The 16,706-nt window shown below is 59.6% G+C and carries 23 protein-coding genes; 22 read left to right on the top strand and 1 reads right to left on the bottom strand.

Translation table 11 applies throughout. The features are described from left to right. Positions 1–19 precede the first annotated feature (19 nt). Complete coding sequence (locus HX811_RS03105) at positions 20–745, bottom strand: LexA family transcriptional regulator (RefSeq protein WP_177041799.1); 726 nt, start codon at positions 743–745, stop codon at positions 20–22. A gap of 78 nt (positions 746–823) precedes the next feature. Here HX811_RS03105 and HX811_RS03100 point away from each other — a divergent pair, with 78 nt between their 5' ends. From HX811_RS03100 to HX811_RS02995, 22 genes are all read left to right on the top strand, one after another. Continuing rightward, positions 824–1,084, top strand: coding sequence for a hypothetical protein (locus HX811_RS03100; RefSeq protein WP_177044702.1), 261 nt, complete (start codon positions 824–826; stop codon positions 1,082–1,084). A gap of 328 nt (positions 1,085–1,412) precedes the next feature. Next, positions 1,413–1,931 carry a phage regulatory CII family protein gene (locus HX811_RS03095; protein ID WP_177044700.1) on the top strand — a complete coding sequence of 173 codons (519 nt, stop codon included), beginning with the start codon at positions 1,413–1,415 and terminating at the stop codon, positions 1,929–1,931. Then, positions 1,924–2,151 carry a TraR/DksA family transcriptional regulator gene (locus tag HX811_RS03090; protein WP_177041805.1) on the top strand — a complete coding sequence of 76 codons (228 nt, stop codon included), beginning with the start codon at positions 1,924–1,926 and terminating at the stop codon, positions 2,149–2,151. The genes HX811_RS03095 and HX811_RS03090 overlap by 8 nt, the downstream gene beginning before the upstream one ends. Further along, on the top strand, positions 2,141–4,357 hold the full coding sequence (locus tag HX811_RS03085; RefSeq protein ID WP_177044699.1) for a VapE domain-containing protein: 2,217 nt from the start codon (positions 2,141–2,143) through the stop codon (positions 4,355–4,357). The genes HX811_RS03090 and HX811_RS03085 overlap by 11 nt, the downstream gene beginning before the upstream one ends. After that, positions 4,350–4,715: a hypothetical protein gene (locus tag HX811_RS03080; RefSeq protein ID WP_177044697.1), complete on the top strand. Its 366-nt coding sequence runs from the start codon at positions 4,350–4,352 to the stop codon at positions 4,713–4,715. The genes HX811_RS03085 and HX811_RS03080 overlap by 8 nt, the downstream gene beginning before the upstream one ends. A 527-nt stretch (positions 4,716–5,242) precedes the next feature. Further along, on the top strand, positions 5,243–5,590 hold the full coding sequence (locus tag HX811_RS03075; RefSeq protein WP_032892960.1) for a phage holin family protein: 348 nt from the start codon (positions 5,243–5,245) through the stop codon (positions 5,588–5,590). A 19-nt stretch (positions 5,591–5,609) separates the two neighbouring features. Continuing rightward, complete coding sequence (locus tag HX811_RS03070; RefSeq protein ID WP_177044695.1) at positions 5,610–6,341, top strand: hypothetical protein; 732 nt, start codon at positions 5,610–5,612, stop codon at positions 6,339–6,341. A 208-nt stretch (positions 6,342–6,549) separates the two neighbouring features. Further along, a complete protein-coding gene (locus tag HX811_RS03065) occupies positions 6,550–7,044 on the top strand; it encodes a hypothetical protein (protein WP_032892956.1) in 495 nt (164 codons plus the stop codon). A gap of 19 nt (positions 7,045–7,063) precedes the next feature. Then, positions 7,064–9,079: a phage terminase large subunit family protein gene (locus HX811_RS03060; protein WP_177044693.1), complete on the top strand. Its 2,016-nt coding sequence runs from the start codon at positions 7,064–7,066 to the stop codon at positions 9,077–9,079. Positions 9,080–9,081: 2 nt separating this feature from the next. Then, on the top strand, positions 9,082–9,303 hold the full coding sequence (locus tag HX811_RS03055; protein ID WP_032892955.1) for a DUF6148 family protein: 222 nt from the start codon (positions 9,082–9,084) through the stop codon (positions 9,301–9,303). Next, entirely contained in the window at positions 9,300–10,910 is a 1,611-nt protein-coding gene (locus HX811_RS03050) for a phage portal protein (protein ID WP_177044691.1), read from the top strand. The genes HX811_RS03055 and HX811_RS03050 overlap by 4 nt, the downstream gene beginning before the upstream one ends. A 2-nt stretch (positions 10,911–10,912) precedes the next feature. After that, a complete protein-coding gene (locus tag HX811_RS03045; RefSeq protein WP_177044688.1) occupies positions 10,913–12,262 on the top strand; it encodes a S49 family peptidase in 1,350 nt (449 codons plus the stop codon). 41 nt (positions 12,263–12,303) lie between these two features. Next, positions 12,304–12,720: a cytoplasmic protein gene (locus tag HX811_RS03040; protein ID WP_177044686.1), complete on the top strand. Its 417-nt coding sequence runs from the start codon at positions 12,304–12,306 to the stop codon at positions 12,718–12,720. A 54-nt stretch (positions 12,721–12,774) separates the two neighbouring features. Beyond that, positions 12,775–13,722, top strand: coding sequence for a Mu-like prophage major head subunit gpT family protein (locus HX811_RS03035; protein WP_177044684.1), 948 nt, complete (start codon positions 12,775–12,777; stop codon positions 13,720–13,722). Positions 13,723–13,757: 35 nt separating this feature from the next. After that, positions 13,758–14,006 carry a hypothetical protein gene (locus HX811_RS03030; RefSeq protein WP_177044681.1) on the top strand — a complete coding sequence of 83 codons (249 nt, stop codon included), beginning with the start codon at positions 13,758–13,760 and terminating at the stop codon, positions 14,004–14,006. After that, positions 13,996–14,196, top strand: a complete 201-nt coding sequence (locus HX811_RS03025; protein WP_177044679.1) for a hypothetical protein — start codon at positions 13,996–13,998, stop codon at positions 14,194–14,196. Before HX811_RS03030 ends, HX811_RS03025 begins: the two co-directional genes overlap by 11 nt. Then, positions 14,189–14,476, top strand: coding sequence for a hypothetical protein (locus HX811_RS03020; protein WP_177044677.1), 288 nt, complete (start codon positions 14,189–14,191; stop codon positions 14,474–14,476). The genes HX811_RS03025 and HX811_RS03020 overlap by 8 nt, the downstream gene beginning before the upstream one ends. A gap of 3 nt (positions 14,477–14,479) precedes the next feature. Beyond that, positions 14,480–14,932 carry a hypothetical protein gene (locus tag HX811_RS03015; protein WP_177044676.1) on the top strand — a complete coding sequence of 151 codons (453 nt, stop codon included), beginning with the start codon at positions 14,480–14,482 and terminating at the stop codon, positions 14,930–14,932. Between the two features lie 10 nt (positions 14,933–14,942). Then, the gene (locus HX811_RS03010; RefSeq protein ID WP_177044674.1) at positions 14,943–15,698 is read left to right on the top strand and encodes a hypothetical protein; all 756 of its coding nucleotides are present in this window, start codon (positions 14,943–14,945) and stop codon (positions 15,696–15,698) included. Then, the gene (locus HX811_RS03005) at positions 15,695–16,042 is read left to right on the top strand and encodes a hypothetical protein (protein WP_177044672.1); all 348 of its coding nucleotides are present in this window, start codon (positions 15,695–15,697) and stop codon (positions 16,040–16,042) included. Before HX811_RS03010 ends, HX811_RS03005 begins: the two co-directional genes overlap by 4 nt. 65 nt (positions 16,043–16,107) lie before the next feature. After that, positions 16,108–16,299, top strand: coding sequence for a hypothetical protein (locus HX811_RS03000; protein WP_177044669.1), 192 nt, complete (start codon positions 16,108–16,110; stop codon positions 16,297–16,299). A gap of 61 nt (positions 16,300–16,360) precedes the next feature. Further along, a complete protein-coding gene (locus HX811_RS02995) occupies positions 16,361–16,684 on the top strand; it encodes a hypothetical protein (protein WP_177044667.1) in 324 nt (107 codons plus the stop codon). The last annotated feature ends 22 nt before the right edge of the window (positions 16,685–16,706 follow it).

Genomic DNA, 16,706 nt, shown 5'->3' with positions numbered 1-16,706 from the left:
GGAGGTTAAAAGGTGTCGATTACTCAGGGATGAATGAGCCCACTACTTTGCCGCAGATGTGTGTTTCTTCCGTAATGTCAATGATTGGATATTGCGGATTGATAGGCCTCAAGAATTGGCGCCCTGCATCTTCTACCAAGATTTTAAAGGTGGCTTCATTGGTGCGTGGAACCCTCGCGATCACTCGATCACCTGTCTTGGTTTTAACTTCAGGGTCTACAAAGATAATGCATCCTGTTGGATAACTTCTGCCAGGTCCAGGATTCGTCATGGAGTCACCTAGTACTTTAAGTGCATATCCGCTCTCACTTATAGGCACAGGGCAGGACAGCCAGGACTCGCCGTCATGTTCCTCAAAATTTGATTCGCACCACGCACCTGCCTGTACCCACGAAATCAACGGGACTTTTCCGAAACGCCGAGTTATCTCGCGGACATTGCTCTCGCCCGCAACTCCAATTTGGTGGACATTCCCGTTCCCTGTTTGCTCTTTTGGCAGCACGCCATATTCCAACCATTCCCGGCGAACCTTCAACCATGAGCACAGCACTGCCATGCTATCTGCCTCAGGTATGGAGTCGCCATTTAGCCATTTGCTGATGGCTTGCGGGCTTTTTTCGGCTCCGACCTTCACCAGTTGACTGTGAATATCCGCCCCGCGTCCCCGGGTGCGTACACCGGCATCGTTGAGTGCTTCGTGAAGGCGCGCCGTGAAAGCTGCCCGTATCTCGTTCTTATCAACCATGAGTTGATACTCTCACAGGGGTTGCGCAATAGTCAGTTGATGTTAATATCAACCGTGAGTTGATAAATGGAGGTTGCCATGTTGGACCCCGCCGATTTTCCGAACGCCATCGCGTTTGCATTTGAAGCAGCAGGCGGCATCGGTGCCGCCGCCAAGGTGTGTGAAAGGAGCTATCAGGCGCTCAATAAATGGCGCTTGGCTGCCAGTCTTCCCCGCACCGATTACACCGGTGAAACCCAATACGCCGCACTTTTGGCGAACGCTGCAAGGCAGAGGGGCAATGCGTTTGACGCTGCATGGCTGCTCACCGCATCGGCCCCTCAGAAAGCTGCAGCGTAGATAGAAAAAAGGCGACCCAAGGGCCGCCCAGTTCCCCCCGGCACACACCACCACAGTGCTGTCGGGTCGCGATAAAGAGTTGCGGGCACACCACATGCTAACCACCTCTCTTTACCGCGCTACCAAGACACGGATGTCTTGGGTTGCTGCCTTTTCCACCACAGATTGGGCAGCTGTTGCGCCAGAGGTGAACAACGGATTGTTCGCCTCGGCACGGTGCCGGTTCGATCCCTAGATCTAGCCGGCGTTTTGGGCCCTTTCAAGCCACGCGGCAAATGTACCACCACTGCATGTCGCGGGGCACTGGCAACCTTGTAGGAATAATGCCATGAGCCGAATAGCTTTAAGCTGTGTTGATCGAGCGCAAAGGGAGGTCCTTACGCTCGAATTAGCCCTGTACCACGCCGCACGGGACTATCCCGGCGGTGCTGCCGCAATCGCCGCCACCACCGGCCGTAATGCCACCACGCTGCAGCACAAGCTGTCTCCCACCCATCCGTCTCACGCCGTAAACATTCAGGAGTTCGGCGAGATCCTCGAACTGACCAAGGATCGCCGCATTCTTGATGCGGTGCATGCCCTGGTCGGCGATACCACATGGCAGGAGCTGGCTGAAACCTATACCTGTGACATGCCCGAGACCCTCACCACAGGTATTGCTTCGTACTTCCGTCAGGTGGCTGATTTGGCTGATACGTGGGCCAAGAGCATTGGCGACGGTGTCGTCAGTGATCAGGAACTGGCCGAGATTCGCCTGCAGGTCTTTCGCGGTATTCAGGGGCTGCTGGGTATGTTCAACCGCGCCAAGTATGTCAACCAGACTACGCGGGGTACCGACCGTGGCTGACGTTATCGATTTTGCCAACGACCTGGTGCAAGAGCGGATGGATCAGGCGCTCGCGGCGCGCAATGCGAATAAAACGGCTACTGCTGCACATTCGTTCATGTTCTGCGAAAGCTGCGACACGCCGATCCCGTTGGCACGCCGTGTTGCGATCCCTGGTTGCACCCAGTGTGTGGCCTGCCAGTCCATCGACGAAGCCAGGAAGGCCCGCCATGCTCGATGAGGTACTCAATCAATTCTCTGATTACGGCTTGGAGCCTGATCAACCCTTGGTGTTCGGCAAGCTAACCCGTTGCAAAACCACCCAGGACACGGGCAAGGAAAAAAACGGCTGGTACGTGGTCCATGAGCATCTCACCGAGAAGAACGGAACGTTGATCTTCGGCAGCTTCGGTGATTGGCGGTCCGGTGAGTCTCAGAAGATCAAGGTCAAGGCTGGACGTATGAGCCCTGAGGAGCGCGAAGTCATGCGCGCTCGCCAGGAAGAGGCCAAGCGCAAGGCTGCCGAGGTCGCGGCGAATGCCTCACGTCGAGCGGCCAGCCGTGCAGCGGCTCTGTTCAAGCGCATGCCCGAGAAGGGTAAGAGTGCCTACCTGGATCGAAAGCAGATCGTCGGCTTCAAGGTGCGCTATGCGCCACGTACCGGCGCGTTTTTGGTGCCTATGTGCAACGTGCGCGACCAGATCGTCGGCCTGCAGGTTATCTTCCCGGCAAAGCAAGAAGACACCGGGCGTGACAAGGCCTACTGGCCCTACGGCATGTCGAAAGAGGGTGCCTTCCACTTGATCGGCCCGCACCCTGAACCGGGTGAGCCAGTGCTGGTGTGTGAGGGTTACGCCACGGGCGCCAGCCTGCACATGGCGACTTCGCTGACGGTCGCCATCGCCTTCGATGCTGGCAACCTGTTGCCAGTCTCTAAGGCCATGCGCGAGCGCTTCCCTGGCTGCCCGCTGATCATCTGTCGCGATGATGACTGGAAGACCAAACGCCCCAGCGGCGATCCTTGGAACCCCGGCGAAGAGAAGGCCAGCAACGCTGCACTGATCGTCGGTGGTCAGGTAGTCGCCCCCGTCTTCTCCGGCGAGCGAGAAATCAAGTGGACCGATTTCAACGACCTGCACATCGCCGAAGGATTGGAGGCTGTCCGCCGCCAGGTGCTGGCAGTGGTCAAGCCTCCAGCAGCTGGTGGTTGGAAGGACCAGCTTGCCCGTACCGAAAATGGCTCCCTGATCGCGCACATGCAAAACGTCGAACTGATCCTGGGCAATGACGAACGCTGGGCTGGCGTCATCGGCTACAGCGTGTTCAGCTCCAAGATCGTCAAGCTGCGGTCCGCGCCCTTTGGCGGCGGTGCCGGCGATTGGGCCGACATCGATGACATGCGGGTGATGAAGTGGCTTGCGCAGCAGTACAACCTGCGGGTCAAGGCGTCCCATGTGATCGAGGCGGTCAGCGTAGTTGCTCACGACCATTCCTTCCACCCGGTGCGCGAGTACCTGGAGAAACTAATATGGGACCGCGTGCCTCGGCTGGAAACCTGGCTGACCGATGTGCTGGGCGTCCAGCCTACGGAGTACTCGGCCAAGGTCGGAAAGCGCTGGCCGATCTCGGCGGTTGCCCGTGTGATGCGCCCGGGCTGTAAGGCTGATTCGGTGATGATTCTCGAAGGTGGGCAGGGCGCTGGTAAGTCCACGGCCATGGGCGTACTGGGTGGCGAGTGGTTTATGGACACGCCTTTTGCCCTCGGCGACAAGGACAGCTTCCAGGCGATTCGCGGCAAGTGGATCGTTGAGCTGGGGGAACTGGACAGTTTCAACAAGGCGGAAAGTACCAAGGCTAAACAGTTCTTCTCGGCGTCCACCGACACCTACCGCGAGAGCTATGGCCGCCGAACAAATGACGTGCCACGCCAGTGTGTGTTCGTAGGTACCACCAACCAAGAGGAATACCTCAAGGACGCCACGGGCAATCGTCGTTATTGGCCGGTGTTCTGCAACAAGGTTGACCTGGATACCCTGCGCGAGATCCGCGACCAGCTATGGGCTGAGGCGCTGTTCTGCTTTGAAGCCGGCGATATCTGGTGGGTGACCAAGGACGAATCCTGGATGTTCGCCGAGGCCCAGGACGAGCGCTTCGTGGTTGATGAATGGGAAGGTCCAATCCTGACCTGGTTGGAAGAGTCGCAGATTGGCGAAACTGCAACCGGCAACGAGATCCTGACCCAGGCGCTGAAGCTGGATTTCGGCCATTGGGGCAAGCCGGAGCAGATGCGGGTCGGCGCGATCATGCACCGGCTGGGTTGGCGCAAGCGGCGAATGCCGGCATTGCCGAAAAGCGGCGTGCGGCCGTGGGCCTATGAAAAACCTGCGGGCTGGGGGCGTGCGTCTGCGTTGCAACAGTCGGTGATCGAGGAGCCTTGCTTTGATTAAGCGAATCGACGAAATGCTCAAGCTGTGGGCGCAGGATCTGCATTCTCCTGTGCCGGAGAACACTGGCGGGCCGAGTGGCGGCAACATGATCGCTATGCTGATGGAGTGCAAGGGTGAGCTGATACGCGGCACCCGCGGCAGTCGGGTGCTGCTGGATGAATCAGTGGATATCGAGCTGATCGTCAAGAAGCACCTGCCGCCCCGTCTTGCCCTGGTCGTTTGGGAGCACTACTGCAACCATGAAAGCTTCCTCTCGCAGAAGCTGTTGCACTGCGCCTGCAGCTCAAGAACCTATTACATGCGGCTGCATGACGCCCATGTGTTCATCGAAGGAATGCTGATGGGGAAAGCTGCATGACCCTCGGCGTCACTCCGCGTGCATCTGTCCTACTGTCCCGCCTTGTCCGACTCGCATTTATCGCAGTTGGACGGGCGCAGGCCGCGCCGTTGCTGGTCTGTCCTACCGTCCAACCGTCACCCGCCCCACGCACACATGAGCATAGCGGGCACGTAGTCGCGCCCATGGCGCGAACGCGTGCTTTTAGCTATCTCTCTACACACAAGAGAAAGTTAAATAAGGTAGGACAGTAGGACGAAGCCCCGAATTTAGGCGCCTGTAGCTGTCTTACTTCGATTCTGAATAGTGGGACAGGCAGGACAGGGCACCAGAAGCGATAGCCGATTGAATGCGTTGTACCTCCGTTGCACCTGCGTCCTACCCGTATTGCACCCGTATTGCGCCATGGCATTAAAACCAGCTTGCTGCCAGTAAAATCCACCTGTAAAAAGTACCCATCTTCGATAGGTGCGACCGCAAGCAGCGGGACTCACCACCACACTAAACCCGGCCATTGCGCCGGGTTTTTGCGTTTATGGGGTAAGGCAATGACAAACGAGCAGCAAGCGCTGGCAGAGATGCCGATCTGGTTAGTGATTGTTCTGGCCTTGGTAGGTGGTGTGTCCGGGGAGATGTGGCGCGCAGACAAGGAAGGGGCACGGGGCTGGGCCCTGGTCCGGCGGTTGGCTCTTCGGTCAGGCGCCTGCGTTGTGTGCGGCGTGTCAGCGATCATGCTGCTTTACGCGGCGGGCATGTCGATTTGGACCTCAGGCGCGTTGGGATGCCTTACGGCGATGGCAGGTGCTGACGTTGCCATTGGGCTGTACGAGCGGTGGACAGCCAAGCGGCTGGGCCTGAGTGAGTCAGCAGCGGTAAACGGTGATGTAGGGCGTTAACCCTCAAGGAGCCAGGGCCATGATGCGGCTTGAGATGCGTGACAACATCGATCAGATCGTCAGGGAGATGCGCGGCATCAGCCGGTCGAAGGTGCCAACGGCAGCAGCCAAGGCGCTGACCTTCACGGCGGAGCGCGTCCAGGCTGCCGAGAAAGCCGAACTGGCCCGGGTGTTCGATCGCCCCACACGTTGGACGTTGAACTCTATCTTCAAGCGCAGCGCCACGGTCACCCGGCTGTACGCACGGGTGTGGGTCAAGGACGAAGCCAGCTCAGGTGTTCCCGCATCCAAGTATTTGCCGGTGCACATGGACGGTGGCAACCGCCCGCACAAGCGCTTTGAGAAGGCGCTGATCCATTACGGCTTGATGCCAGCGGACATGTACGCAGTAACAGGTCGGCGCGCCCGAATGGATGGCAACGGGAACATCAGTCGCGGCCAGATCGTGCAGATCCTTTCCGCCCTCGGTGCCGCAGAGCGGGTTTCGGGCTTCATGGCTAACCGCACGAAACGAAGCCAGCGGCGCAACCGCAATGCACCGGACTACTTCGTGGGTCGGCCTGGTAACGGCACCGGACCTCGCGGTATCTGGCAGCGGGTCGGCAACGGTGCCAGGCCCATCTTGATCTTCGTCAAACGCCCGACGTATCGACGGCGCTTTGACTTCTACGGGGTTGCCAATCGCGTGGCCCAAGCCGAGTTCGAACCGCTGTTCCGGCGTGCCCTGGCTCGGGAGATGGAAAGGAGCTAACATCCTGTCGGTTTCGTGCTTTTTTTCTCAAAAAGTGGCGATATTTCAATGAGTTGGCAGGATTTAGGCTTGACAGAGACATATGTGCCCCGAAAGCAATGGGTCCTTCCGGACACCGGGGCCAACGGGGTAATTCGAACCCCGACTTTTTCACAGATTCAACCTGACATAGGGGGTTCCGCTTCCATGTCGGCAATAGGACAAGACCATGCAAACCCAACGTGAAGTCGCTGATCACCTGGACATGAGCGAGCGAAATGCACGCGATGTGCTCAAGGCGTTGGACCTGGACTGGCAGACCGCAAGCCTGGATGAGATCCGGACGGCCTACATCCGCGACCTGCGCGGAAAAGCCGCTGGGCGTGGCGGCAGCCAGCTGGAACAGCTCAACAGAGCGCGCATCGATGACCTGCAACAGAAGTCGGCAAACGGACGGTTGGCTTATCACGAAAAACTGAGATCACTGATCCCGGCAAGTGAGGCCGAGCGGGTGCTGTCCGACTGGGCCAGCTTCGCAAACCGGGAATACCTGGGCGGCCTTGAACGAATCATTCAGGAAATCGAGAACGTGCAGAAACTCACGGTAGATCGAACAGTGGTGGCCAAAGTTGCTGGACCTACAACCGAGCGAATTGCAGGCTACGCGCGAAAACTTGGCGCGGAGCTTGTCGGCAGCAGCGGGGAAATTCAACCCGCCCCGTGATATCCCGACCGCGCATTACATGAGCACCGAGTTTTACCTGCCCGCCGAGAGCGGTGTGCTGCACGGGCTCTACGACTTCCAATACACGCCGTACTTTCTCGGCGTCGCCGCCGCCCTGGACGATCCTCGGGTGAGCGAAGTTGACCTGATGAAAGCGGCGCAGATCGGCTGGACGTGGTTCCTGATCGGCTACCTGTTCAAGTTCATCCACAACCTGCCGCGTCCGATCATGATCCTGTTTGCCAAGGAAAAGGACGGCAAGAACTTTCACGACGAAAAGCTCAAGTTTGGCGTCAACGCGAATACCGAGGTGGCGAAGCTCATGCCGGTGGACGTCAGCCGCACATCGGGCAACCGATGGGACCATAAGACCTTTCCAGGCGGGTTCCTCAAACTGGTCGCGTCCAACTCCCCGGGCAACGTCAAATCCACGTCTTCTGTGGGCTTGTCGGTGGTAGAGGAACCGGACGATACCAGCGACGACGTGAAGGGGCAGGGCGATGCGATCGCCCTGTTGGAAGAGCGAGGCAAGCGCTATCCCGGCTCTAAGATGCTGGTTGGCGGGACGCCGGCAATCAAGGGCGCGAGCAAGACCGAGGCGCGCCTTGCACAGACCGATTGCCGGGTACTGCCGGTTATCTGCCATTCCTGCGGCCAGGCGCATGTGCTGGACTTCGCTCATATCAAGTGGCTCGACATTGAGGAAGAAGCAACCCCCCATGATATCTACGGCCGCGCGGATCCTGATACCGCCGGCTATGGCTGCCCGCACTGCGGCGAGATCTGGGACGACTACCAGCGTAAAGAGAACATCCGCAACACGGTGTTCAATGCGGTCGAAGCTGGAGACCCCTACTGCGGTTGGGTTCCGACCAAGCCCTTCGCCGGGCGCGCCGGGTTCATTGAGCTGAATGAACTGTATGCCTGTTTGCCCGGCACCAGCCTGGCCGACATCGTGCGCGAAAAACTCAACGCCGAGCACCGGGCGTCGATGGGCGACCTGTCGCTGCTGATCAAGTTCGTTAACCAGAAGCAAGGCCGGGCCTACGAGTACAAGTCTGATCTGCCCGAAGCTGACAAGCTGGCCGAACGCGCAGAGGACTACCCGGAGATGTACGTGCCCATGGGCGGCATTGTGGTCACCGCCGGTGTCGACGTGCAGCACGATCGCCTGGCGGTGGTGATGCGGGCTTGGGGCCGGGGTGAGGAATCCTGGTTGCTTTACTGGGGCGAAATCTACGGCGAAGTGGTGCTGCCAGACCAGGGCGTCTGGTTGGATCTGGAAAAGCTGTTGTTTGCGGCGATTCCCCACGCCTGCGGCGCCAAGTTGAAAGTGTTGGCGACTTCGCTCGACACCTCCGACGGCACGATCACCCAGGACGCGGCTTATGCGTTCTGTCGTAAGCACCAACGTAGTGGCGTGATGGCGATCAAAGGCGCGAGCGAGCGAGGCAACACCCGCGACGACGAACGCCGGGAGATCTTCAGCGCTCCTCGGCAGGGCGTCGATACCGACAAAGAGCAGAAGGCCTCCAAATACGGCCTTCGCCCCTACATCGTCGGCACTTCGCGGGCCAAGGATCTGTGGATTGAGGGCCGGTTGCCGCTGACGGGGGATGGCCCTGGTCGGATGCACTTTTACAAGACGGTGCGCCCGGACTACTTCCGGCAAATCACCGCCGAAGTGAAGGCACCCAGCCGTCGACACCACTACCGCAAGGTGTGGCAGAAGAAGGCCGGCGAGCCGAACGAAGGCACGGACTGTGAAACCTACGCGCTGCACGCAGCCCGCTCCCTGAAAACGCATCTGCTGCAGGAGCAGGACTGGGCGGCGCTCGATGCCCAGATCCGCCAGGGTGGTTTGTTTGACCAGCCCGAACCAGTTAGGCCTGAGGCCGAGGCCAATCCCGAAACCGAAGGGGCGACCCCTGAACCACCGCCACCCGTTGAACCCCCCGATCTCCCGCCTGCTGGCGGGAGAGTTGTTTCTGGGCGCCGCAGTGCAATGCGTGTGCTCTCCCAACGCAGGAATTAATCATGGCTATCACCCTGGAACAAGCGCAGGGCCAGCTCCAAGCCTGGCTCGATGCGAGCATGAAGGTCAGCCAGAAGCAAAGCTACCGGATCGGCACCCGCCAGCTGGAGTACGCTGACCTTGCCGAGATCACCAAAACGATCGACTACTGGCAGAAGCAAGTTGATGGCCTGGAAAGCGGCCGGCCACGGGGGATTGTCCTGCGTGGGATCACGCCGCGATGAGCCGCGCACCGAAAGCCCCAGAACCAACACTGCTCGACAAGGCCATCACCTGGTTGAGCCCTGAACGCGGCGCCAAGCGCATGCATGCCCGCCTCACCATGACCGCGCTGGGCGGTTACAGCGGCGCGTCGAAGGCCAAGCGCTCGTTGAGTGCTTGGAACCCAGCCGCCGGCAGTGCGGCGGCTGACTTGCTGCCTGACTTGCCCACGCTTCGCGAGCGTTGCCGTGACCTTGAGCGCAACAACCCCATCGGCGGCGGTGCGATCAACACGGTAACGACTAAAACGGTCGGTACCGGCTTGGCGCTCAAGTCCGTGGTGAATCGCCAGATCCTCGGCTGGGATGAAGATCAGGCCAGGGAGTGGCAGCGCAAGACTGAATCGCTCTTCAAGTCCTGGGCGGAAACCACCTGCTGCGACATCACCCGCGAGCAAAACTTCTATGGCTTGCAGGATCTGACGTGGCGTTCGGTACTGAGCAGCGGTGATGTGTTTCCGCTGTTGACCCACAAGGAGCGGCCTGGTCATCACTACTCGGCGTGTATCCAGCTCATTGAAGCCGACCGGATCTGCAACCCGTCGGGCAAGGCTGATACGGAAACCCTCACCGCCGGTATTGAACGTGATGCCGACGGCGCGCCGATCAAGGCTCACATCCTGCGCAGCCACCCAGGCGCGCTGGGCGTTAAAGAACGGGTATGGGATGAGCGTCCGTTCTTCAACGAGCGCGGCGGTCGGGTGTTGTTGCACGTATACCGCCGCCGCCGGGTGGGCCAGCCACGGGGTGTGCCGTACTTGGCGCCGGTGATCGAAAAGCTCAAGCAGTTGGACCGCTACACCGATGCCGAGCTGGAAGCCGCGGTGGTGTCGGCGTTCTTCGCAGTGTTCATCAAGCCTGGGGCAGGCGGGAGCCTGAGCCCACTGGCATCTGCTGCCACCGGCAACACGCCAGTCGGCGGAGACCGGCCTGCAGGAAGGGAAGAGGGTGGTTGGGACGGTTCGCTTAGTGGTGGCATTGTCGCCGAGCTGGACGACGGCGCGTCCATCGACACTGCAGCCCCAGGCCGGCCAAACATGGCGTTTGACCCGTTCGTGCTGGCGATGCTGCGCCAGATCGGCATGGCCCTGGAATTGCCCTATGAGGTTCTGATCAAGCACTTCACTGCGAGCTATACCGCCGCGCGTGCAGCCGTCATGGAAGCGTGGCAGTTCGTTCGCGGTTGCCGCGACTTCCTGGGCTCACACTTCTGCCAGCCGGTGTACGAGCATTGGCTTGAAGAGGCCATTGCGCAGGGTGATATCGAGGCCCCCGGGTTTTTCGATCACCCGCTACTCCGCTATGCCTACTGCGGTTCGCTGTGGGTGGGCGACGGTCCTGGCACCGTAGATCCGCTGAAGGATATCAACGCCGCTGAAAAGCGGATCGATATCGGCGTCAGCACGCTGGCGAAGGAATCCATGCTCTACGACGGCAGCGACTGGCAGGAAAACCACGAACAGCGCGCCCTGGAAGTGAAGCGCCGCCGCGATGACGGGCTATCAGCTTCACCGACGGCCCGCCCGGACAATGAACCGCCGGCCAATCCCGGCCTACCTGAACGGACCTAACTATGAGCGACAACCCAACCGATGCACCCGTGCACCGGGTGACGGCGTTCGACTTGGTGTCACGCGAGCCCTGGGCCATCACCCCGGACATGCTGCAGACCATCACCGCCATTGCGCGTCGGGAACATGAAGGCCCCGAAGCCCTGGAAGCCAGGCAAGGCAAGCCCCTGCAGAACAGCCGTGCCGTGACTCAGCGTGGAAACGTTGCCTTGCTGCCCGTCACCGGCCCTGTGTTCCGCTACGCCAACTTGTTCACGGCGCTGTCCGGTGCAACCTCGCTGGATGTCCTGGCCAAAGAGTTCACCAATGCCGTCGACGATCCTCGGACCGACACCATCATCCTGGTGATGGATACACCGGGCGGTATTGCCAGCGGCATCGCTGAGTTCGCTCAGATGATCCGCGCGTCTCCCAAGCGGGTGGTGGCCTATGTGTCGGGCAACGCGGCCAGTGCCGGTTACTGGATGGCGGCAGCGGCCCATGAAATCGTCATGAGCCGTACCGGCGCTGTGGGATCCATCGGCACCGTGTTGACGGTGCGCAAGAACGGCGACGACGGCAGCTTCGAAATCGTCAGCAGCCAAAGCCCGAAAAAGCGGCCGGACTTCGGTACCGAATCAGGCCGCGCTGTCGCGCAGGCCCACGTCGACCGCCTGACCGACATCTTCGTCGAGGACGTCGCTAATTATCGCAGCCTCAGTGTTGAAACCGTCCTGGCTGACTTTGGCCAGGGCGACATGCGGATTGGCTCGGATGCCGTGGAACTGGGCATGGCCGACCGTGAATCCACCCTTGAAAACCTTATCGCCGAATTCAACGGCAGTCCCTCTGGAGATCGATCCATGTCCGCACCAAACAGCAGCACCGTACCAGCTCCAACCACCGACAAGCCGGCCATCACTCGTGAATATCTGGCCGCGAATCACGCGGAATTGCTTGCCAGCCTGGAGCATGACGCACATGCAGCTGGCGCTCGCGCCGAGTGCGATCGCATCAAGGCAGTCGAGGCGGCCGCTTTGCCCGGGCATGAAGAGCTGATCGCCAGTCTCAAGTTCGATGGCAAAACCAGCGGCGCCGAGGCGGCTGCACAGGTGATTGGTGCCGAAAAGTCCAAGCGCGCCACTGCTCTTGCCGACATTCGCAGCCAGGCCCCTGCGCCGGTACCCAACGCACCCACGCCACCGGCTGCACCAGTTGCCGCCGAAGAGGATCCGGAGGCGCCCTTGGAAGAGCGTGCCAAAGCGACCTGGGATGGCGATAAGGAACTGCGCGCCGAGTTTGGCACTTTCGAGGCCTACCACGGTTATCGCAAGGCCACCGACCGAGGTTTGGTCAAGGTTCTGAAAAAGTAAGCACCTGGTAAGTCCCTCAAACCCTGGCTCTGGAGAATCCCATGCCTCTTACACTTGATACCCCCCGCGCCTACGAGATCGGCACCATCAACGACTTGTCCGTTGCCGCCGGTGTGCAGATCTTCGAAGGATCGGCCGTTGGCATCATCGCCGCCAGTGGCCTGGCGCGCCCTCTGGCGGCTGGTGATCTGTTTGTCGGTTTCGCTGATCGCGGCGTCGACAATCGCACCGGCGCCGCTGCGGCCGCGCGCGTACGCCTTCGCGAAGAAGGCAAAATTGAACTGCCCGTTGCCGCTCTGGCGCTTGCCGATATCGGAAAGCGCGTCTATGCCAGCGACAGCGGCGCGTTTCTGCTGACAGCGGCCGGGAATAGCCTGGTCGGCCATGTTCACCGTTTTGTCCGCTCTGGCGTCGGCATCGTCAAGTTCGCCGCCCAGCCAGTGCCCGTCGCGCCCTAACGCAACACCCAAACCTTCCTTTTTTGACCGTATCCTTCTTCAGGAGAATCACCCATGGGTGCTGAAGTACTTTCCAGCCGTGCCGTCATCGGCATGTTTTACGAATTGCTCGAACAGAATGTGGGGGCGACTTGGATTGACGCCGTATCCAACCTGTTCGATTCCGACCAGGCCAAAGAAACCTATCCGTGGATCGGCATGGTTCCGACGCTGCGTGAGTGGATCGGCGGTCGTCATGCCAAAGGCTTCATCGGTGCTGACCTCGAAATCGAAAACCTGCACTTCGAAGCAACCATTGAGGTTCTGGTCAAGGAGCTGCGCCGCGACAAGACCGGGCAGTTGCGGATCCGGCTCGGTGAGCTGGCCGACCGCACGAATGCCCACTGGGCCAAGCTGCTCTCGGTACTGCTGGTCAACGGCGAAACCCAGGTCTGCTACGACGGCCAGTACTTCTTCGACGTTGACCACGAAGAAGGCCAGAGCGGCGTGCAGTCGAACAAAATCACCACCAAGCTTTCCGAGCTGGCGGCGGCTGTTCATGGCACGCCAACTCGACCGAGTGTCGAGGAATTCCAGCAGGCAGTTGCCCGGTCTGTGACCCAGCTCACCAGCCTCAAGGATGATCAGGGTGAACCCATCAACGAACTGGCCCGCGAGTTCCTGGTGATGGTGCCGTTCAACCTGTTGAGCGTTGCTCAGTCAGCTTTGAGCGTTCCGCGCGGCACGAACATTAACGAGATTGTTATGCCCGACAACGTTGTGGTTCGGGTTGTAGGCAATGTCCGACTGAATACCTGGCAGGACAAGTTCGTGACCCTGCGTACCGATGGCCGTTTGAAAGCGTTTATCCGCCAGCAGGAAACCGACGTGGCCATGAAGGCGAAGGCGGAAGGCTCGGAATACGAGTTCGATAACGACGCTCACCAATACGGTGTCGACACCTGGCGCAACGTCGGTTTTGGTCGTTGGCAGTACGCGGTCCTTAACCAGCTGGTGGCATAAGCCGGTCGGCCTGCCACCTCATCGAGGACACTGATATGCCGAAATACCGCGTGACAGAGACCATCACCCTTTACGGTGGTGAGTTGATCCTGACAGACCCCCAGGCAAGCGCCCGAAAGCACTGCCTGGAGCCCGTCGAAAAGAAAAAGGGGCGCTACACCATCCTGGAGCCTGTCCAGTTCAAAGTCGGGGAGGTGATCGTGGTACCCGGTGAGCCGGACAAGGCGCTGGATCAGCGGCTTGAGAAAGTGGATAAAGCTGGAGGAACCGGCGATGCCGAATAAATCCTACACCGTGAAATCTGGCTCTTTCCGCCGTCCAGACAACACCTTGGTCGGCCAAGGTGATGTGGTCGAACTGCCGGACGATGTGGCTGATCGCTTCCGCCACCAGTTGGAAGTTGTGGTCGCCGAACTCCCACCGGCTCCGGCAAACGATGGTGGGCGTAAGTCGAAGGTGAACCCCGATGCTTGACGAAGACCTCAGGGGTTTCCTTGAGGACTTCGACGTCGGCGGGATTGTTGATGGTGAGCCGTTTCTGGCGGCGCGTGACATGCCGGATGAGATCCACAGCATGGGAGGCACCAACAGCCAGTCCACCAGCTACGAGATCCTGGTCATCACCGCCGAGGCTGAACGCCTCGGCATCAACAATTCGAAGCTGATCACCGTCGGTGGCGTGTCCTACCGGGTCCGCGACCGCCGGATGATCGATGACGGCGCCTTCAGCCTGGCTTCTCTCACCAAGGTTTAACCCATGCCCTCGATCCAAGACCGCATCGTCTCCAAGGCGCAGGCGCTGATCAAAGCTGCCGGTACGCCGGCGGCTGATCGTGTTTTCCGCAGTCGTACCGAGGCGATTACCCGCGACATGACGCCTGCGATCGTGCTGCGTCCCAGCCTCGAAACCACCGAACGGGAAAGCTTTGCCGTTGATCGCAACCAGTTCGAACTGACGGTGGAAATCATCGCCCGGGAAGACACTGTGACCGGAGACGCCTGGGACCAGGTGGCTGACCTTGTGAAGGTCGCCGTGCACGCGGTGCTGGCCACCGAGGACGCTTTCCCGGAAGCCGATCGGGTCCAGCGGTTTTACATCGATTGGATCGAGGACGAAGGGGACAACACCGCCGGCAACTGCCTGGTCCGCTATCGCTTTACCTACTTGTGCAACACCGGCGACTTGACCACCGGCCCCACCTATTACTGAGGAATAAATTATGCAAATTGCATTCGGCAGTGGGTTGTTTTACGCCACCCCGCTGATGGACGCCTATGGCAACGCCTTGGCGTCACCCACCCCGATCCTGCTGGGCATCATGCAGGAAGCATCGGTTGATCTGTCGTACGACTCCAAGGAGTTGTTTGGTAGCGAGCAGTTCGCCGTCGATGCTGCGCGTGGCCAGGGCAAGCTGTCCGGCAAGGCCAAGGCCGCCCAGATCAGCCTGTCGCAAATGAACGCGCTGGTGTTCGGGCAAACCCTGCAGTCCGGTCAGGTGCTGGTGCACCACGCGACCACGCCTCAGGACATCCCGGCGGGTGGCAAGATCATTGTCGCCGCACCAGGTGCTGGTTTGCTGTCGGGTGACTTGGGGGTTCGCGGCGGTGGCGCAGCTCCCTTCACCCGTGTCCTGGCGGCGCCGGCGAAAGGGGAATACACCTTTGACGCTGGTACCGGTGAATACGCGTTCGCCGCTGTAGACGTCGGCGTGCCGGTGTTTATCGACTATCGCTACTCGGTCGCCACCGGCAAGAGCCTCTCGGTGCGCAACTTGCCGATGGGCGATATGCCGGTCTTCCAGGGCGAGCTGTACCTGAAATACAAGGGCAAATCTATCTACGTCCGCGTGCCCAACTTCGTCAGCAATAAGTTGAGTCTTTCGACCAAGCAGGACGACTACACCATCCCTGACTTTGAATTCACCGGCTATGCCGACGAGTTTGGCGAAGTCGCTTACTGGAGTTCCAGCGAATGACCGTCGTTAATATCCCAGGCGTCGCCTTCCCCTTCCCGGGTAAGTCCCTGGTTATTCCGCCGCTGACGCTGGGCGACCTGGAGCAGTTGCTGGACCGGATTAACCGGGTCATGGCCGGCAACATGGACAAGGACAGTATCGCCACCGTGATCGACGCTACTCATGCAGCACTTCGTCGAAACTACCCCGAAATGGAGCGCTCGGAAGTGGCCAGACTGCTGGACCTCGGCAACATGCGTGAAGCTCTCAACGCTGTGATGGGCGCGTCGGGGCTGGAAGTGACGGAGCCAGAGCTGGGGGAAGGCCAGGCCCCTTTGACTGGGGCCAGCTCTACGCACACCTGATCGCCAGTACGGGACAAAGCCCGGTCACGCTGCGGCGTGACTGGGACATGGTGATGGTGGGCCATATGACGGACTACTGGCGGCACCATCCACCGGTTCATGTGCTGGTGGCCGGGTACATTGGCTACAAACCGGCAGAAGACGTCACGGATGCGCCTGATCTGGCGAGCAACCTAGCGGCAATGGCTGTGGATATGCGCAGTGAACTGCCTGAGCATCTGCGTGGGGCGCTGGATGCATTTGTGGCGTCTGGCTAGAGTCTGGACGCGATAGCGTTGCCGCGTTAGCCTCCCCGGTCCACAACAGGGAGGCTATTTAATGCGTTTTTTGGTTACTTTAATGCTTGGGGTGATTGCTTTCAGTGCGCAGGCAGATGCTGATAAAGAGTTCAAACAAATCGCCCTTGCTAAAAACTTGGTTAAGGCTCGCCTTAAAGATCCTGACGCTGTTAAGTTTCAAGGCGTCTACGCAAACACGTTACCTAATGGAAATATGGTCGTGTGCGGAGAGGCAAATTCCAAAAATAAGTATGGGGGTTACGCTGGGTATCAGAAGTTTTTCAGTACAGGCGCCTCTGTGAAATTTAAAGAAGACTCGCCGGATACATTTGATCGTATTTATCAAATGGTTTGTCCTAAGTAAGTTTAACGTTTTAACAAAACCT

Source organism: Pseudomonas sp. F8002 (genome assembly GCF_013385495.1).
Lineage (GTDB): Bacteria > Pseudomonadota > Gammaproteobacteria > Pseudomonadales > Pseudomonadaceae > Aquipseudomonas.
This window is presented reverse-complemented; position numbering and strand designations above follow the sequence as displayed.

Excerpts from the sequence above, each read along its gene's own strand:
- HX811_RS03105 (WP_177041799.1), bottom strand. The coding sequence starts at position 745 with ATGGTTGATAAGAACGAGATACGGGCAGCTTTCACGGCGCGCCTTCAC.
- HX811_RS03100 (WP_177044702.1), top strand. The coding sequence starts at position 824 with ATGTTGGACCCCGCCGATTTTCCGAACGCCATCGCGTTTGCATTTGAA.
- HX811_RS03095 (WP_177044700.1), top strand. The coding sequence starts at position 1,413 with ATGAGCCGAATAGCTTTAAGCTGTGTTGATCGAGCGCAAAGGGAGGTC.
- HX811_RS03085 (WP_177044699.1), top strand. The coding sequence starts at position 2,141 with ATGCTCGATGAGGTACTCAATCAATTCTCTGATTACGGCTTGGAGCCT.
- HX811_RS03075 (WP_032892960.1), top strand. The coding sequence starts at position 5,243 with ATGACAAACGAGCAGCAAGCGCTGGCAGAGATGCCGATCTGGTTAGTG.
- HX811_RS03070 (WP_177044695.1), top strand. The coding sequence starts at position 5,610 with ATGATGCGGCTTGAGATGCGTGACAACATCGATCAGATCGTCAGGGAG.
- HX811_RS03065 (WP_032892956.1), top strand. The coding sequence starts at position 6,550 with ATGCAAACCCAACGTGAAGTCGCTGATCACCTGGACATGAGCGAGCGA.
- HX811_RS03060 (WP_177044693.1), top strand. The coding sequence starts at position 7,064 with ATGAGCACCGAGTTTTACCTGCCCGCCGAGAGCGGTGTGCTGCACGGG.
- HX811_RS03055 (WP_032892955.1), top strand. The coding sequence starts at position 9,082 with ATGGCTATCACCCTGGAACAAGCGCAGGGCCAGCTCCAAGCCTGGCTC.
- HX811_RS03050 (WP_177044691.1), top strand. The coding sequence starts at position 9,300 with ATGAGCCGCGCACCGAAAGCCCCAGAACCAACACTGCTCGACAAGGCC.
- HX811_RS03045 (WP_177044688.1), top strand. The coding sequence starts at position 10,913 with ATGAGCGACAACCCAACCGATGCACCCGTGCACCGGGTGACGGCGTTC.
- HX811_RS03040 (WP_177044686.1), top strand. The coding sequence starts at position 12,304 with ATGCCTCTTACACTTGATACCCCCCGCGCCTACGAGATCGGCACCATC.
- HX811_RS03035 (WP_177044684.1), top strand. The coding sequence starts at position 12,775 with ATGGGTGCTGAAGTACTTTCCAGCCGTGCCGTCATCGGCATGTTTTAC.
- HX811_RS03030 (WP_177044681.1), top strand. The coding sequence starts at position 13,758 with ATGCCGAAATACCGCGTGACAGAGACCATCACCCTTTACGGTGGTGAG.
- HX811_RS03025 (WP_177044679.1), top strand. The coding sequence starts at position 13,996 with ATGCCGAATAAATCCTACACCGTGAAATCTGGCTCTTTCCGCCGTCCA.
- HX811_RS03020 (WP_177044677.1), top strand. The coding sequence starts at position 14,189 with ATGCTTGACGAAGACCTCAGGGGTTTCCTTGAGGACTTCGACGTCGGC.
- HX811_RS03015 (WP_177044676.1), top strand. The coding sequence starts at position 14,480 with ATGCCCTCGATCCAAGACCGCATCGTCTCCAAGGCGCAGGCGCTGATC.
- HX811_RS03010 (WP_177044674.1), top strand. The coding sequence starts at position 14,943 with ATGCAAATTGCATTCGGCAGTGGGTTGTTTTACGCCACCCCGCTGATG.
- HX811_RS03005 (WP_177044672.1), top strand. The coding sequence starts at position 15,695 with ATGACCGTCGTTAATATCCCAGGCGTCGCCTTCCCCTTCCCGGGTAAG.
- HX811_RS03000 (WP_177044669.1), top strand. The coding sequence starts at position 16,108 with ATGACGGACTACTGGCGGCACCATCCACCGGTTCATGTGCTGGTGGCC.
- HX811_RS02995 (WP_177044667.1), top strand. The coding sequence starts at position 16,361 with ATGCGTTTTTTGGTTACTTTAATGCTTGGGGTGATTGCTTTCAGTGCG.